Genomic DNA, 16875 nt, shown 5'->3' with positions numbered 1-16875 from the left:
CGAACCGATCAGATGGTGGTACGTCCGATCAGGACATCGGAAGCTCACCCCTGCGAAGCAATGGCGATCCGCTCCATGACGTGGGACGGGCCTTGGTCATCTCAGCCCGGACGAACGAGGCCGAGCTGTGCCGCGATCTCATCCAGGCACCGCGGCTCCAACCTGGCCAGCGGTGTGATGATGGCGCTTTCGAAGCCGAGGGTGAGCGAACGTTTGACCAGGTCGAGGCTCGGCTCGCCACCCGTGGCCGCGGCGAGGGCCAGACAGTAGGCCGCGTCCTCCTCCAGATCATCGATGACGGCGACCGCCTCCTGCGGGAGACCTGCCTCAAGCAGCGCGCTGACCAACTCGGTGAGAACGGTCTCGGCGAGCACATCGTTCAAGAGACGAGCTTCGGCGCGGTAGCGATCCCATAGACGCAGGCGTACGACCGCCTCCACCGGCACAGTGGAGCTTCCCGCCACCAGTACCGCGTGCTGGGCCAGGTCCAGTAGCTGAGTGTGTTCCTCGCTGAGTCGCGTGGCCTGACAGGCTACGGCGAGCCAGGGGCGGGCCCATAGGGAGTCCTCGAAGGTCAGGCTCAGGTCGGCGATTCCGGTGAGCTCGGCCGTGAAGTCGCGGCACAGGCTCTGATGACCCGCGTCGCACATTTCGACGACCATCGCGGCGGCCTGTTCCTGCCGGCGTGCGAGACCGGTAGGGGAATCTGCGGGCGCGTCCCGCACTGTCGCGCGTATCAGCGAGATCGCTCCGGTGATGTCGTTCGACAGCAAGTGAGCACGCATATCGAGGGTGCGGGCCCGAAGATAGCTCTCGTCCGCACCTGTCGTCAGGTTCATCGACCTGTCGATGCGTCCAGTGCGAAGGAGGAGGTCTTTGAGGTCGCAGGAGACGCGGGACCACCATCCGCTCCCGTTCGGGTCTTCGCAGTTCTCGAGACCTTCGGTCACCAGGTCGATGAGCAGGTCGAGGTCGGCTGATGAGTGGTCGCCCATGGCTTCGGCAGCTTTGAGGAGTATGTCGATCCGGTCCATTTCCTCGGTCTGATACGCCGAGGCGATCGCGAGCGCGTGTTCCAGGTGGCCGAGGGACGCTGCCGCGGCCGCGACCGGGCCGGCCTCCCAGGCGTCAACATCATTCACACTGCTGAGCACCGTGTGCCGTGCCAGTTCAAGGGCCTCCTCGGCCAGTTCGGTTCTTCCAGCGGCGCCGGCGGCACATGCGAATACTGCGAGAAGGCGAGGGGACGACGCACTCATGCTCTCGTCGAGGGCCGCGTCTATCTCTCCCACCAGGGAATCGACATTCTGTGGTGTGCCGGTATCGAGGATCGCCAGGGCGATCCCGGTGAGGGTTTCCGCCCGGTCGGCGGGGCCCGCGATGTCTCGTCCAAGAGAGGTGGCCAGAGGCAGATGCCCGTTGTTCCGGGCGGAGGCCGCGGCGTAGGCCAGAAGATCGTCCAGATCTTCGACTTCTGCGGTTTCGGTCTGCCGGGGATCATGGCCATGCGCGGCGAGTGCCGTGTAGATGAGCTTGCCGGGACCGTGGAACGGAAGGACCGTCTCGTCCGAGGACAGCATCGCGAGCAGTTGCCGAACCCGTTCCTCGTCCTGGTAGGCCGCCGACTCCACGAGTTCCGCCAGGGAGAATTCACTGTTCAGCGCGGCGAGAAGCACCTCCGGCACGTTACGACGTCCTCCCTTGGCGAAAAGGACTTCACAGGCGCAGAGCAAGGCCTCCCTTCTGCCTTTTCGGTCCAGGGTCGAGAGGTAACGGAGCAGGCGATCCATTTCGCCGAGGACACCGCACGCTTCGGCGAGGTAGCCGCATACGCTTGGCAGATCCTCGTCATCGGCATGGACGACGGCCTCCTCGATCAGGGTCTGGGTGAGCGCCGGGTTGATCTCGGCCAACGGGCCGACGACCGCGGTGATCGACCAGGCTCGATCATTCCCGGACAGGCCGTCTATATGGTCGATGATGATTTGATCGGCGATGTCGGTGACGTCGGATTCGCCCCACCGCGCCAGCGCGAGGACCACGCGCATCGCATGTTCCACCCGCTCAAGCTCCAGCCTGCCCGGTACGGCCATCGCCTCGAGAACGAGGTTCCGGGCCTCGACCGGCTGGGAGTCGAACAGGCGCTCCCCGACCGTCAGCAGGGCCTCGGCGCGGGCGTAGGAATTCTGGAGTGTACGGGCCAGCTGGATGCCTTCTTCCGATCGACCGACCCTTACCAGAAGCAGCGGATAGGAGGAGGGCACGCTGTGGCTGTCATCCTCGATGCGCATCCTCAGCAGGGAGACGCGGGCGAGCAAGGCGAGGTCGCAGTCCGGGGCCGCCGCGAGCAGCCTGGCCGCGTTCGACACCTCGGACAGCGTGGCCAGGTCGCCGCCGGTCCGGCGGCGCAGCAGGGCGCGCCGTTCCGGCGAGGCCAGCGTGGCCAGGGTGTGGCCGGCGCCTTCGGCGAGCAGGAGGGTCGGGTAGGCGTCGGTCAGGTAGGCAGGGGTCTCGTCAGGCCATCCGGCCTCAGCGAAGGCGAGGGCCCACGCGTCGATGGAGGCACGGGTGTGCGCGACCTCCTCCTGTTCCAGATCCTCCCGGACGGCGGCTACCAGGATGTCGTGCGCGAGCGTGTAGCGGGTCACCTGGCCGGGCCGCGACTCCACCACGCGGTGGAGATCCCGTTCGAGGGTACGGCGGACGGTCAGCGGGGCGTCTCGGGTGATCGAGGCGATGTCCCTGCCGCTGAGCGCGCCGCCGGCGACCGTCATCGCGGTCAGGATCCCGCGCGGCAGCGGCTCGGTGAGAACGTGATCCAGCTCTTGGCAGGCCCGCAGGAGCAGGCTGGTCGACGCGGGGAAGGGGGCCAGAACCTGGCGGCGGCAGTCACGCAGAGGGTGGCTCTCGTCCACGTCCAGAGGGAGGTGTGGGTGGCGGCTCGTCACCAGGACGTGCGTCTTCGCTCCCCTGATGGCCGGCAACTGCGAGGCGATGCTGGGCTCGGCCAGCTCCCGGAAGTCATTCTCGTCCAGGCCGTCGACCATCAGCACCAGGGGACGTCCACGTCGCTCGTGGTCGTTCGCCGCACGTTCCCAGAGGCTGAGGAAGACGGCCGCGTCCGGTTCGAGGGGAGGGAACTCACCCAGCAGGCTTGCGAGTTGCTCGCACACCGCGCGGTGGAACTGCTGAACCCGCATCTGCCCGTCACGCCGGGAGATGACGAACGACACCACGTCCACCTCAGGAGGGGGGCTTTCGGCGAAGTGCGTGACCAATGACGTCTTTCCCGCCCAGGGACCGGCGACGAGCAGCAGGTACGGCTCCTGCCCGGTCGCGAACGCGGTGAGATCGGCGAGCTCCTCCTCACGCCCGGTCAGTTCCGGGCAGCGGGCCGCGTACTGGCGCAGCAGCGCCCCGTAGGCCGGGCGGCGCCGCTCCTCCCTCGAACGGGGAACGCTGATCCGTTCCGGTACGACACCGTGGCCGGCCAGGAGCGCGCGTGCCGCCGCTGCGCTCGGTCCGGGCTCCCGCTCGGCCTGCGCACGCGGTTCGTACGCGCCGATCGCGGCGGCCAGGCGTACGGCTTCCAGACCTCCGGAGTGCGCCGACTCCACGACGACACCGACGGCCGAACCCTCGCAGACGACGACGGCACCGGAGAAACCGCTCCAGTCTCGTGCCTCCAGGATGCGTCCGTCGGCCCGATGAAGGGCCAGACGCCCCCGCTTGACGCTCGATCCCAGGGGGATCGTTCCGTCAATCTGGTAGCTGTCGCGCCAAAGTGCCCTGTCCCCGTCTCTCCAGGTCTGATGGCGTGGAAATCCGACCGCGGTGAACGGCAGCCGCCCGTGGGACTCCTCCGGGACGACTCCGACGGCCATGGGCACAATCTCGTCAAGGGGTGCGTCCGGGACGAGTTCGACCAGCGCGATATCCGCCTGATCACCCTTCCAGACGGTCCGGCCGTGCACCACGATCTCGTCCGGACCGCCTCCGAACAGCCGTACCTTGACCCCGGTCCCGTCCTTGACGACATGCCCGGCCGTCACCACCAAAGACGTCGCCAGCCGCAGCCCTGAGCCGTACCCCATCTCACCCTGACGCTCCACCAGGAGCTCGACGCACCGTCCGACGAGCGAGCCGTCCACGCGAGACACGGTCTCAACGCGGAAGTTCGGGCAACCGGTCGGTCACCGACAGCGGGCGGCCGTCCTCATCGGTAGGGGTGAGGGTCATCCGGACCCGCTGGGTCTGACCGTTGCTCCTCTTGCCCTCAGCGCCTAGTTCGGCCACCCACAGCTTCAGCCCGCCCTTCCCGCCGGCTTCCCGCGTCACAGCGACCTCGAACTCCAGCTCCACGGCCCCAACCCCGAACCTGACCGCACGGCCGTGCCCTTCCTGCTGCGCCGTCTCCAACTGGTCGCGGAGCACGCGGATGTAGTCGGCCAGGGGCACACCCTCGGATTCGTTCATCAGCTGTCTCCGCATATCGCTGGGTAGGACTGCCGGGCACATGTCGATGATGCCTGATGATGTGAGGCTTCGTACGGCTCCACGCGCGCGCTGCTCGCGGTGGAGGCCGTCGACCGCGTCCTCACCGGCCGAACCAGGACCACCGGCGACGCTTCGGCGGGCGCGATCTTCGACGCGCTGGACTTCCTCCGCCCTCTGTCCCCGCACCTCTCGCTGTACGTCCCCCACGGCACGCGCGGCTGACCGGGACCGCTGAGGCGGGTCGGCTCAGCGGGCCGGGGGCCGGGGGCGGTTCCACCAGAGGGAGAGGGACAGGGCCGTGGCGATGAGGACGGCGCCACCGGCGGCGAAGGCGGCGGCCGTGTCGACGCGTTGCTGGATGACGGTGAAGGTGCCGGGCAGGGAGCCGAGGGCGCGCTCGAGCTGGTCGGCGTTCTCCGCGCGGTGGTAGGAGCCGCCGGTGGTCTGGGCGATCTGCTTGAGCGCGGGCTCGTCGATCAGGCGAATGTTGCGGCCGCTGTCGAATCCGCCGCGCCCGCCGAAGCCGCCGCCCCAGCCCCCGTCGAACTGGGAGCTTTCGCAGACCATGGGGGCCGGGGTCCTGGTGCCGAAGCCGATGGTGAAGACGCGGACGCGGCGCAGGGCCGCCTCCTTGGCGGCGGTCTGCGGATCGGTGCCCTGGGTGTTGGCGCCGTCGGTGAGCACGACGATCGCGGCGGCGGCGTAGCCTTCGCCGCCGCTGGGGTTCGCCCCTGTGGCGGCGACCGACGGGTCGACCTCCGCGATCGCGTCGATCGAGGTGAGCACGGCCTGCCCGATCGCGGTGCCGCGGGCCACGCCGAGGCCGTCCAGCGCCTCGATCAGTGAGTCGGTGTCGTCGGTGGGCGGGACGAGCAGGCCCGCGCTGCCCGCGAAGGTGACCAGGCCGATGCGCGGCCCGCCCCGCTGCGACTCGATGAACTCCGCGGCGGCCTTCCTGGCTGCGGTGATGCGGTTGGGGTCGACGTCCGTGGAGCACATGGAGCCGGAGGTGTCGAGCGCGAGCACGATCGTCGCCGACGTCTGCGGCACCGGCACCGACGCCTGCGGTCGCGCCGCGCCGACCGCGAGCAGCGCCAGTCCGGCGATGAACAGGGCCGCGGGAATCTTCCGCGTCCAGCGCGTACGGCCGGGCAGAGCGCTGCGTACGAGCGCGATCGAGGTGACGCGGACGGCGGCTCGCCGGCGGCGGCGTCGCGCCCACGCACGGATGGCGAAGATCAGCGGGATGATCAGGAGGGACAGCAGCGCCCACGGCCATGAGAACGTCATTCAGATCACCCGTCCAGACCGGAGCACGGTGCGCGCGGCTCCTGCGGTGAGCAGCGCGAGGGCGAGGCCGATCAGCCCGCCGGCGAGGGGCAGCGGCTCGTCGGAGACGGTGAGCCGCAGCTCGATCGTGTCGGCGATCCCGTCGAGCCGTGCGGTGTCGGAGGCTGGGTGGTAGGCGCCGCCGGTGGTCTGCGCGATCGCGGTGAGGGTGCTCTCGTCGAGCGAGGTCTGCAGGTGGTAGCCGTCGACCTTCACCGTCGCCCCGGCCGTGGTGCCGACCCCGACGGTGTGGATGTGCACGTTAGCCCGCTGGGCCACGGCGGCGGCCTGTTCGACGTCCGGGCCCTGGTTCTGGCCGTCGGAGAACATCACGATCGTCGCCGACGGCCAGTAGCCGATGTCGGGCGCGGTTCCGTCGCGCCCGATGGCCACCTGCTTGCCGGTGATCGCCGACAGCGAGGCCGTGATGGCCGTGCCGAGTGAGGTGCCGCCGGTGACCTTCAGCCGGTCGATGGCCTTGAGCGCGACGGAGTGGTCGGCGTCGGGCCTGGCCGTGGTGAGCGCGCCCCGTTCGAACGCGACGACGCCGATGTCGACGCTGTCGGGCTGCGCCGCCACGAACGCGCGGGCCGCCCGTTGCGCGCCCGCCAGCCGGGTGGGCGCGACGTCGTCGGCGCCCATGCTGTTGGACACGTCGAGGGCGAGGATGACGGTGCCCGCGGTCCGCGGGACCGGCACCATGGCGGCCGGGCCGGCGGTGGCGACCGAGAGCACCCCGATGCCGGCGATCGTCAGGCCGATGCCGAGGTAGGCCCGGCCGCCGCCCGGCACGGCGACCCCGGCCGCGGCGAGCGCGGCCGTCCGGCGGCGCGCCGAGACGACGGCCGCCCAGGCGAGCGCCACCGTGACCAGCAGCCCGACGACCAGCAGCAGCGGGGAGGACAGGGTCATGAGGCCTCCCTGATCGACCTCGGCAGGGCGGTCATGAGGTCGCCCTGGTCGGCCTCGGCAGGGCGGTCATGAGGACCGGTCCCGGGTTCGGGCGACGACCTCGACGAGCGCCTCGGCCAGGTCGCGGTCGGTGTCGACGCGGTGGACGGGCACCCCGGCCCGGCGCATGCCCGCCGCGAGCCGGGCGTCGCGGGCGTCGACGGCGGCGCGGAAGCGTACCCGTAACAGCGGGTCGGCGGAGTCGACGACGAGTTGCTCGCCGGTCTCGGCGTCCTCGACCACGATCAGCCCGGCTTCGGGCAGCACGTCGTCGGCGGTGTCCACGATGCGCAGGGCGACCACCTCGTGCCGCCGGGCCAAGCGCTGGAGCGAGCGTTCCCAGTCGCCGTCGCCGATGAAGTCCGACAGCACGACGATGAGCGCGCGGCGGCGCGCGAGCCGACCCGCCGCGTCGAGCATCTCCGCCAGGTCGGTGGTGGCACCGCCGCGCGCCCCAGTGGTGCGCGCCAGCTCGGCGCCGATCCGCAGCGCGTGCCGCCGGGAGGTGCCCGGCGGCACCACGCGCGGCTTTCCGGTGTCGAACAGCAGGGCGCCGACGCGGTTGCCGCCCCGGCCGAACAGCCGGGCGAGGACGAGTGCGAGCTCGGCGAGCACGTCGTGCTTGCCGCGACCCGGCCGGCCGGCCGCCATCGACGCCGACCGGTCGAGCACGAGCCACACCGTCAGCTCGCGATCCTCGGTGAACACGCGCAGGTGCGGCTCGTCCAGCCGGGCGGTCACGTTCCAGTCGATGTGCCGGGCGTCGTCGCCGTCGCTGTAGGCGCGCAACCCGGTGAAGTCGATCCCGGAGCCGCGGTGCGCGGTGCGGTGCATGCCCTGGAGCCGGCCGTCGAGCCTGCGGACGACCTTCCACTCCAGGCGGAGCAGGAGCTTCTCGGAGGCGGTGGCCATGGCTTAGCGGTTCTGCAGGACGACGTCGGGCGCCCGGACGGCCCCGAGCACCCTGGTGATGATCGTGTCGGCGTCGACGTCGTCCGCGAGGGCCTCGTACGACAGCACGAGGCGGTGGCGCAGCACGTCGAGCGCGAGCTCGGACAGGTCGTGCGGCAGGACGTAGTCGCGGCCGCGCAGGAACGCCAGCGCCCGGCCGCCCGTGACGAGCGCGATGGACGCCCGCGGGCTCGCCCCATAAGTGACGTACGGTTCCAGCTCGCCGAGCCCGGCCGTCGCGGGCGAACGCGTCACGCCGACCAGGCGTACCGCGTAGTCGATGATCGCCGGATCGACGTACACCTCCTGAGCGCGGGCGCGCATCGCGATCAGCTCCTCGGCCGTCACCATCGGCTGCGGCGGCTCCGGCGGGCGCAGCGCCCGGTCGACGATCGCCTGCTCCTCGGCCCGCGTCGGATAGTCGACGACCACCTTCATCATGAAACGGTCGACCTGCGCCTCGGGCAGCGGGTAGGTACCCTCCGACTCGATCGGGTTCTCCGTCGCCATGACCAGGAACGGCTCGGGCACCCGGAACGTCTCACGGCCGATCGTCACCTGATGCTCCTGCATCACCTCCAGCAGGGCGCTCTGCACCTTGGCGGGGGCGCGGTTGATCTCGTCGGCCAGCAGCAGGTTCGCGAACACCGGGCCGAGCTCGGTACGGAACTCGCCGGAGTGCTGGTGGTAGACCCGTGTGCCCACGAGGTCGGCGGGCACCAGGTCAGGGGTGAACTGGACGCGCTGGAAACTCCCGGCGATCGCGGCGGCCAGCGACCGCACCGCCAGCGTCTTGGCCAGGCCCGGCACCCCCTCGACGAGCAGGTGGCCGTCGGCGATCAGCGCGACGGCCATGCGCTCCAGCAGGACGTCCTGCCCGACGATCGTGCGTTTGACCTCGAACAGCACCTGTTCGAGCGGATGGGCCGACTCGGGGGACTTGGTCATGGAGGTCCTTTTCATCAGATCTGCGGCCCGTCGCCCGGCGGGCCGTCGCCTTCGGTGCCCAGGGCCACGCCGATCGGCACCGCGAACGCGATGCCGGCGAACGCCTCATCGCCTCCCGGATCGGCGATCGAGACGACGATCCCGATGACCAGGCCGCGCGCGTCCAGGAGCGGACCGCCGGAGCTGCCCGGGTTGACGGAGGCGTCGAACTGGATGAGCCCGCTGAGGTCGCCGTCCATGGCGCTCCGGTTCAGCCCCGACACGACGCCGGTGGAGACGCTGTAGGCCAGGCCGAGCGGATTGCCGATCGCCACGACGGGCGCGCCGACGGCCGCGCCGCCGCCGAGCGTCGCCGGGACGACGATCTCCGGCAGCTTGGCGGGCTTGAGGGCCGCGATGTCGCGCTTGGGGTTCGTCGACACGACGACGGCCTTCGCCTTGGTGCCGTCGGCGAACGTCAGCTTGACGTCCTTCGCGCCTTTCACGACGTGGTACGCCGTCAGAATCGTCCCGTCGTCGGCCGCGATCACCCCGGTGCCGAGCGACTTCCCGGCCTGGATGACCACCACCGACGGCCCGACCCTCCTGAAGACGTCGGGCACCGTGAGCGTCGCACTCGGCGTCGGCGTCGCGCTCGGCCTGGACGCGGCCTCCTCGCCGCTCCCGCCGCTGCTTCCCAGCCAGTACGCCAGCAGCGCCACGACGACAAGGGCACCGCCCCCGGCGACGAACCACCGAGCCCTCCCGGCCACGGCTCCCTGAGCCTCGGCCGCGTCGGCCCCCTGCGGCGCGCGCTCCATTGCCCCATCGTCATAAATTTCAGTTGAAAGTGCTACAAAATCCGCCTGAGAACTCCATGAGAACCGATCCTCGCGGTCGGCGGAGATCGCGTGGTGCGGCTCCTAGCGGGCGGTGGAGAAAGTCCAGCGTTTGTTGGTGTCGTTGACCGCGAGCTCGGCGGGCGTGAGGTCGATGTGGACCGGGATGCCGGGTCTGCCGCCGACCTTGACCAGGAACTTGCCCCGCCCCGGGGGCTCGCCGTCGTGGTCGCGGGCGCTGTCCCAGCTGGGTGGGGTGGACCAGTCCACGATCATGCGCTGCTCGCGGGCGGACATCCGTACGACCTGGGTGAGGGAGGCCATCTCGGCCTTGGGCAGCCCACCACAGATGATCATGCCGGCCCGTTCGGCGAACCCTCGCGCCTTCACCCGGTCGGCCTCATCCGTCAGGGCGAGCAGATCGCTCATGGTGTGAGTGATCATCGCCTGGCCCACGCCTCGCTGCCTGTTCAGGCGGGTGAGCGCGTCGACCCGGTCGACCAGGCCGCGCCCGGCCCGCAGCACCCGCCACAACTCGTCCAGCACCACCCAGAAGCGCCGTTGTGGCGCCAGGTGGGCGTCGGCCAGGGCGTGCGCGGCCTCGATCGCGCCGAACCCCTCCGACCAGCAGGCCAGCAGCACCGCCGCCTGCAGCTCCTGGTCGGCTTCGTCGATGCTGGAGATGTCGATGCAGGATCCGGCCGGGGTGTCCAACCGGATCGGAGTGGTGGTGGGCCGGGCGAAGACATCGCCGAGCGGCCCGTCCAGCAGCCCGAGGAGGGAGGCGTGCAGGGGGTCGACCACCCGCCGATAACGTTCGTCGCTGCCGCGCGCCAGGGTGACCGCCCGCACCGGGTCGGGGCCGACGTCGATGACGTCGATCAGGTCCGGCAGGATCGGCACGCCGTGGTGGCGCTCGTCCAGCACCCGCAGCGCCGCCGACAGCACCGTACGTTCGGTGTCGGCCACGGGGCCACCGCGCACGACGGTGATCAGGGCGGCGACCGCGTTGAGTCGGCGACCGTGCGCGTCGGCCAGCAGCCGCTCGCGATCCAGGCCGGACAGCCGGGCCGCGGCGGCGCCGATCTCACCGGGATCCAGCACGTTGAGTGCGCCGAGTCCGCGGCCGAGCTTGATGATCTGCCCGCCCATGGCGGCGATCAGATCGGCGTAGTCGGGCTTGAGGTCGCCGAGGACCAGCGGGATCACGCCGTAGCCGGCCAGGCCGACGACCTGGCGGCGCACCAGGGTGGACTTGCCCAGCCCCGGCTTGCCGAGCACGAGCTCGGACGGGTTGTGGACCAGCCCGGCGCGGGCGAACCAGGAGATCGGGTCGCAGCACAAGGTCGCGCCGCCGGTCAACTCGCGCCCGAGGGGCACGCCGATCGTCGGGGTGCCGGATCCGACCCCGAACGGCCACAACCCGCACACCTGGACGGTGGTGCCACGCCATTCCGGCGGCGCCTCCACGTAGGGCACCCGGCCGCCGCCGCGCCCGCCGTACCCGCGGGCGCCGGGCCGCCGGACGGAGGCCGAGGGGATGCGACTCGTACCTGGCATGATCGTTCTCTCCCGACCGAGGTCTCCTCCGCGAGCAGACCTCAAGAAGTTGCGCTGGAACCTCGCCCGCCGAGCCGGAGGGCGTCAGATCGCCTCCCGGACGAACGCGGGGATCTGCAGGTGGTCGGGCAGGACCAGGCCGATGGGCAACGCGGCGGCGAAGGCGGCGGCTTGGGCGCCGTACATGCGGCGCAGCCGGATCCGCGCCGACGGAGCGAGGATGTCGATCGCGGCGGCGGCCGCGGGCAGGTCCTCCGGCTGTGGGACGGTGACGGTGACGAGCATGGCGAAGCGCACCAGGCCCGCCCCCTTGGCCTCCTCGCGGGCGCTCTGGTCGGCGGCGGCCACCGCGACGGTGTCGCGGGCTGCTGCGTTGGCGCCGCCGAGGCGGAAGCGGGCGTCCTTGCGGTCGCGCTCGACCAGCCGGGCGGCGCTGGCCGGATCGTACGGCCGGTACAGCAGGCAGACGCGCTTGCGGACGATGTCGCGGTGCGGTGCGAGCAGGTCGGTGAGCACCGGGGAGAGGACCTCGCCCCTGGGGGCTTCGCTCATCCCCCAGGTGACGGAGATCCCGGAGTCGTGCCGGTAGTGGTCCCAGGCCTCCTGGGCGGCGGCCGGGCCGATCTGGTCCCAGGGCTGGAGGAGCGGCGCACCGCCCGAGCGGGCCGCGTCCAGCGGTTCGTGACTGGCCGGGTCGTAGGCGATCCGGATCGTCTCGGCGATGTCCGCGCTGGTCAGGGGCCGGACGGCGCCGGCGCCGGTCATGCTGAGCCCGGCGGTCAGGCCGGGCAGGCGGGTGGCGATTTCGCCGATCATGGCGTCGGTGGTGCGCCGGCGGCCGGAGCCGCGCGGGGCGGCGGCGTAGGTGACGGCGATCCGGGTGCGGACCTGCGCGGATCCGGCGGGGTAGGTGCGGACGACGTCGTTCAGGACGGCCACCGCCAGGTCCGGCGCGTCGGGCGAGAGATTGTCCGCGACCTCACGTCGCAGCCGGGTGCCGAGGTCGGGCGCGGTCTCGACGGTGATGGCGACCGCCACAAGAGACGGTTCGTAGGCGAGGCCGGCCAGCCATTGGCCCCAGTGCGCCACCCAGGTGTCGATCTGGTCGCCATCGACCAGCGCGGCCCCGTCCGCGGCGGCCTCGAACACCGCGGTGTAGTGACCGGTCGTCGGCACCACGATCAGGCCGAAGTCGCGGTCGCAGGAGTCGGTGGCGTCCACGACCTGCGAGCAGGCCGCCAGGCCGGGCAACTGGAAGGCGCCGGCGTGGGTGGAACCGAGCGGCCCGGACCGGTACAGGCGCCGGCCACGGCCGCTCAGCCAGGCCAGGCGGGCGGTCGCGATCTGCAGGCCGGTACGGCCATGCCGATCGCGTACCAGCAGCATCGGCGCCAGCACGCAGGCGATGACCGCCGCGAGGATGAGCGCGGCCCACAGCGAGACCATCATGGTGATCACGCAGGCGACCAGGCCCCCCAGGAGCAGCAGGGTGCCCATCAGGCCCAGCGCGCCGATGCCGGGACTGGTGGGGCGGCGCCAGTTGCCGTAGGTGCGCTCGGAGTCAGTGATCGCCATCCGGTCCTCCTCCTTGTGGGGGTGGCTGGGTGTTGTCGGCGACGCGACGGCGGGGCGCGCCCGCCTCGGTGGCCACGGCCGCCCTCGGGGTCGTCGGCGGGCCCGCGGTGCATGCGCCGCGCGGCCCGGCGGGGCTGCCCGCCCTGCCCGCGTCCGGGCTGGAGGAGGCGAGGCCGTTCCTGCTGAGCATGGGCAGGGCACGGGCCCCGGTGGCGACGCCCGTACAGGGCATGGCGGCGGCAGCGCCGCCGGAGTGGACCGCGCCGACCGCCGGGGCCAGCAGCCGCAGCAGTGCGGGCAACGTGATGATCGCCAGGGCGATCATCACGAGGCCGGACAGCTGTGCCAGCTCGGCGGACGCGGTGCCCAACATCAGGAACGCGTAGCTGTAGACCGTCGCGGCGGCGGGCTTGTACAGAGCGAAGGCGAGCCCCCAGACCGTGATCCGGGTGAACCACACGCGCCCGGCCTGGCTGCCGCTCAGCGCCGCCGCTAGCGGCAACATCCCGGTCAGCAGCCCGAGCAGGGCGACGCGCGCCAGCATCAGCATGATCTGCAGGACGCAGGAGACGATCGAGACGAACGCCAGGATGATCATCAGGCCAGGGGGCAGCGTCAGGCTCTCGAAACTGGCCAGCCGGGTGATGGCGCCGGCGAAGTCGTCATAGCCGAGCGCCTGAGTGATGATCCAGGTGGAGTAGGCGTCCCCGGTCTGGACCAGCAGCGACATCACCGCCGCCCCGCAGCCGGTGACCACCGTCAGGGTCACCAGCCCGGCGGCGGCCTGCATCGCGGGCTCGGCCCGCCGCCGCAGTGCCAGCCGGCCCGCGGCGAGAATCAGCCCCAGCACGGCCAGCAGCGCGACATACCAGTGCGTACGCTCCTGCAGCCAGGCCACGGGGCCGACGCTGTCGGACAGGGTCGGTGTCGGCGTCGTCGTCCAGAAGCCGGCCATCATGGCCAGGACCTTGATCTGAGCCTCCTGCAGCGTCGCGGCGAGCTCGTTGATCACGCCGGTGTCACCGGCGGTGACGTCGCCGATTCCCGCGCAGATCGCGTCGGTGCCCGGCAGGTCGCACAGGCCCGGCCTGGACGGGCCCGGGGTGAGCGCCGGCAGGGCGGCTGTCATGGATCTCACCGCGATCACACCCCGGCCCAGGGGACGAACCCGGTCAGCGAGCTCACCGCCTGCAGGCTCGGGCTGATCGAGCCGCCCGGCTGCAGCAGCAGCCGCCAGTCGTCGCCGCTCCACACCACGGTGACGGTGTTGACCTGCAACTGCCCCGTGGCCGCGAACCGGGAGACCAACTGCACCGTGGCCACCTGAGGGGTGTAGGAGGCGAATCCGAATGCGGCCAGTTGCCCGTAGCCGCCGGCGTCCCGGCCGGCGCCGGCGCGTATCCGGGCCCGCTGAGCGACGTAGGCGTCCCGGCCGGGGCCGGGCATCACCTGGAGTTCGACGACGCGCCGCCAGTCGTCGGCCAGGACGAACCTCGTGGCGATCTGCCAGGCGGCGATCAGCGCGCCGGTCGGCGTGTGGGCGAAGCAGCGGTCCACGTCCGCCTGTCTGCGGTGCGGACCGTGCTCGGGCGAGGTGGGTTGTGCGACGCCGTGGAACAGCGTCCATGTCACGCCCGCAGGCGGCCGCGCGGGCAGCGCTCGGGTGAGCGCCCTGGGGGTGGCCGGGCACTGGTCCGGGCCTGGGGCAGGCGGTGCGGACGGCGGGGCGTCCGCCGGGGCGGATGCCGCCGACCCGGCCGACGCGGCCGACGCCGCCGGCGGCCCGGTCGGGCGGGCCGGAGCGGGAGGCAGTGATCGGCCGGGGGTCGCGTCGCGGCCGGGCAGCACGAACACGACCACGGCCAGGGCCGCCGGCAGGGCCACGAGCACGACGGCGGCCCAGAGCGCCGCGCCGCGCGAGGACGCCGGGGTGGCGGGATCGGACGCCGCGGGGCGTCGGCTGGTCAGCATCATGGCAGCAGGGCGCCCACCAGGCTGGAGGCCGACCCGAGGAGCACGCAGGCGGCCATCACCCACGCCAGCCCGACCGCGTGCCGGCCGCCCTCGCCACGGTGGTGCACCAGGGCCATCCGGGCGGCCACCCCCATCACCCCGGCCACGCACACCCCGGTCACGATCCACGCCGCCCAGCCCAACGCCGTCAGCAGCTTCTCCGATCCGGGCGGCGGTGTCCCCATGCCCGGGTCCGGCACCATCGTCGCGACGCCGGCGAGCAGGAACGGATCAGACAGTAGATGCGTCACGAAGGTCCTCCGGTGTGATCAGACCGGTTAAAGAAAATGACCAAGCCTGCCTTATGTTTTTCCGAAACTGGCGCGCCCGAGCGGTCGACTGGCTGAATAATCTGTTGCGCGAGCCGCTGACCAGGTAAAACCTTACTGCACGGGAACATGCGTGGCCGCTAGCGACACCATTCTCAATGCGGCTTCACCTGTGGCCGAAAGCGACGGATCAGCGCCGGCGACTCCCGGCGTATTGAAAAGACAGTTCCAGAAGAAAAGGGATGTTAAGGCGCGTTCGCGATGAATAACGGTGGAAAAATCGCCATTACGGCGACGGCCGCATTCCTGGCCCTTCTGCTCGGCTTGGTGGTGGTTCTGGGCGATGGCTCGCCGGGATCGGGCCCGGCGGTCTCGCTGCGTCCCGGCAGCGTCCCCGCCGCCTACCGGGCGTGGATCAGCCGGGCCGGCCGGCTGTGCCCGAAGGTCAGCCCGCCGCTCATCGCCGCTCAACTGGAGGCCGAGAGCGACTGGCGGCCCACGGCCCGGTCCAGTGTGGGGGCGCGGGGCATGGCCCAGTTCATGCCCGCCACCTGGGCGAGCTACGGCCGGGACGCCGACGGTGACGGCGTGGCCAGCCCCGATGACCCCGAGGACGCGATCATGGCCATGGCGCGGTACGACTGCGCCCTGGCCCGCACCACCGCCCAGGTGCCCGGGGACTCGACCGCCCACATGCTCGCCGCCTACAACGCCGGCCCGGACGCGGTCCTGCGCCACCAGGGCATCCCGCAATATCCGGAAACGCAGGACTACGTCCGCCGCGTCCTCGCCCGCGTCGCGCACTTCACCGACACCTCGCTCACCGCGATCGGCGCCACCCGGTTCGGCGGCGTCGTGGTGACCGCCGCGCAGCGCTGGCTGGGCACCCCCTACGCCTGGGGCGGGGGCGGACCCAACGGCCCCACCCCGGGCATCGGCAGAGCCGCCGGCATCGTCGGCTTCGACTGCAGCGGCCTGGTCCTTCATGCCGTCTGGGCCGCTTCCGGCGGCCGGGTCCAACTCCCCCACCTGGCCGCCGTCCAGGCGACCGAGTACGGCACCCCGATCCCCCGCGACCAGTTGCTGCCCGGCGACGTCATCGGCATCGACCACCGCAACGGCCGGGGCATCAGCCACATCGTCATCTACGTCGGCGGTGGTCAGGTCATCCATGCCCCGCACGCCGGCGACGTCGTCCGCATCGCCCCGCTGGACGCCTTCACCTCTGCCGACTGGACCATCCGGAGGTACGCATGAGCCCGCGTGCCCGCACCGCCGCCCAGGCCGTCGTCACGGCCGCTGCCCTCGCACTCACTGGATGCGTCGCGGCCGATCCCGAGCCGGTCGCATCCGCCCCCGCACCCGACGTGACCTCCTGGCGGCCCTCGGTCACGCCCACCACCGCTTCCCCGGCCCCTTCCCCTACCCCTACCTCTGCCTCTGCCTCTCCGCCTGCCTCCACTCCTGCTCCTGCCTCCGCTCCTGCTCCCTCCCGTGCTCCCGCCCCCGGGAAGATCGACCAGCGCGATGCCGACGCCGTCAGCGCCGCCGTCCTGACCACGATGTGGCGTATCGACACCACCACCGACAGCGATCAACGCGACGCCGTCCTGCGCGCCGCGGGCTGGCTGAGCCCGGCCTATCTGGCGGACCTGCGGGCCGGCTCACAGGTCGGTACGGACGCCGCCTGGACCGGTTGGGCCGCGCACCACGCGCGTACCGAACCCTCCCTCATCGCCGGCCGTGACCAGCGTCAGCCCGATACCGCGACCCACGCCGACCGGCAGTGGCGGCTCACCGTCACCCCGATCGGCGCCGACGGCTGGCGTGGCCGGCCACTCACCATGACCGTGTTCGTCGCCCTGCAGCGCGACCGCCGCAGCGCCCCCTGGCGAGTCGTCGCCGTCACCTTGCGCTGACACCGCGAAAGGGCGCCGTGGCCGGTCGGCCACGGCGCCCTTTCC

General features: G+C 71.6%; 15 protein-coding genes. 3 read left to right on the top strand and 12 right to left on the bottom strand.

Translation table 11 applies throughout. The annotated features are described in order from the left end of the window. Positions 1–101: 101 nt before the first annotated feature. Together IEY87_RS31295 and IEY87_RS31290 are read right to left on the bottom strand one after the other, a co-directional pair. Positions 102–4094, bottom strand: coding sequence for a serine protease (locus tag IEY87_RS31295; RefSeq protein WP_225277835.1), 3993 nt, complete (start codon positions 4092–4094; stop codon positions 102–104). Positions 4095–4164: 70 nt separating this feature from the next. Next, on the bottom strand, positions 4165–4476 hold the full coding sequence (locus tag IEY87_RS31290; protein WP_189142418.1) for a trypco2 family protein: 312 nt from the start codon (positions 4474–4476) through the stop codon (positions 4165–4167). A 99-nt stretch (positions 4477–4575) separates the two neighbouring features. Between IEY87_RS31290 and IEY87_RS31285 the strand changes: the two genes are divergently transcribed. Next, positions 4576–4719 carry a hypothetical protein gene (locus IEY87_RS31285; protein ID WP_225277814.1) on the top strand — a complete coding sequence of 48 codons (144 nt, stop codon included), beginning with the start codon at positions 4576–4578 and terminating at the stop codon, positions 4717–4719. A 24-nt stretch (positions 4720–4743) separates the two neighbouring features. Here the strand turns inward: IEY87_RS31285 and IEY87_RS31280 are convergent, their stop codons facing one another. The 10 genes from IEY87_RS31280 to IEY87_RS31235 all read right to left on the bottom strand — a co-directional run bounded on the left by IEY87_RS31280 (position 4744) and on the right by IEY87_RS31235 (position 14893). Continuing rightward, positions 4744–5787, bottom strand: a complete 1044-nt coding sequence (locus tag IEY87_RS31280) for a VWA domain-containing protein (RefSeq protein ID WP_189142417.1) — start codon at positions 5785–5787, stop codon at positions 4744–4746. Beyond that, positions 5788–6738 carry a VWA domain-containing protein gene (locus tag IEY87_RS31275; protein WP_189142416.1) on the bottom strand — a complete coding sequence of 317 codons (951 nt, stop codon included), beginning with the start codon at positions 6736–6738 and terminating at the stop codon, positions 5788–5790. Positions 6739–6804: 66 nt separating this feature from the next. Further along, positions 6805–7689 (bottom strand): DUF58 domain-containing protein, encoded by an 885-nt coding sequence (locus IEY87_RS31270; RefSeq protein ID WP_189142415.1) that lies wholly within the window; start codon positions 7687–7689, stop codon positions 6805–6807. Between the two features lie 3 nt (positions 7690–7692). Further along, positions 7693–8676: an AAA family ATPase gene (locus tag IEY87_RS31265; RefSeq protein ID WP_189142414.1), complete on the bottom strand. Its 984-nt coding sequence runs from the start codon at positions 8674–8676 to the stop codon at positions 7693–7695. Positions 8677–8690: 14 nt separating this feature from the next. Continuing rightward, on the bottom strand, positions 8691–9476 hold the full coding sequence (locus tag IEY87_RS31260) for a S1C family serine protease (RefSeq protein ID WP_189142413.1): 786 nt from the start codon (positions 9474–9476) through the stop codon (positions 8691–8693). Positions 9477–9578: 102 nt separating this feature from the next. After that, entirely contained in the window at positions 9579–11054 is a 1476-nt protein-coding gene (locus IEY87_RS31255) for a putative type IV secretion/conjugal transfer ATPase (RefSeq protein ID WP_189142412.1), read from the bottom strand. 84 nt (positions 11055–11138) lie between these two features. Then, on the bottom strand, positions 11139–12629 hold the full coding sequence (locus IEY87_RS31250; protein ID WP_189142411.1) for an SCO6880 family protein: 1491 nt from the start codon (positions 12627–12629) through the stop codon (positions 11139–11141). Next, positions 12616–13758: a hypothetical protein gene (locus IEY87_RS31245; protein ID WP_189142410.1), complete on the bottom strand. Its 1143-nt coding sequence runs from the start codon at positions 13756–13758 to the stop codon at positions 12616–12618. The genes IEY87_RS31250 and IEY87_RS31245 overlap by 14 nt, the downstream gene beginning before the upstream one ends. A gap of 14 nt (positions 13759–13772) precedes the next feature. After that, complete coding sequence (locus tag IEY87_RS31240; protein ID WP_189142409.1) at positions 13773–14603, bottom strand: DUF8175 domain-containg protein; 831 nt, start codon at positions 14601–14603, stop codon at positions 13773–13775. Further along, entirely contained in the window at positions 14600–14893 is a 294-nt protein-coding gene (locus IEY87_RS31235) for a hypothetical protein (RefSeq protein ID WP_225277813.1), read from the bottom strand. Before IEY87_RS31235 ends, IEY87_RS31240 begins: the two co-directional genes overlap by 4 nt. Before the next feature lie 345 nt (positions 14894–15238). On the opposite strand from IEY87_RS31235, the gene IEY87_RS31230 reads away from it, so the two are divergent. Together IEY87_RS31230 and IEY87_RS31225 are read left to right on the top strand one after the other, a co-directional pair. After that, positions 15239–16168, top strand: coding sequence for a C40 family peptidase (locus IEY87_RS31230; RefSeq protein ID WP_194511345.1), 930 nt, complete (start codon positions 15239–15241; stop codon positions 16166–16168). A 305-nt stretch (positions 16169–16473) separates the two neighbouring features. Next, positions 16474–16830 carry a hypothetical protein gene (locus IEY87_RS31225; RefSeq protein ID WP_189142407.1) on the top strand — a complete coding sequence of 119 codons (357 nt, stop codon included), beginning with the start codon at positions 16474–16476 and terminating at the stop codon, positions 16828–16830. Positions 16831–16875 lie beyond the last annotated feature (45 nt).

The organism is Nonomuraea glycinis (assembly GCF_014646515.1).
Lineage (GTDB): Bacteria > Actinomycetota > Actinomycetes > Streptosporangiales > Streptosporangiaceae > Nonomuraea > Nonomuraea glycinis.
The sequence above is the reverse complement of the archived record's forward strand: the minus strand, read 5'-3'. Positions and strand labels throughout refer to the sequence as shown.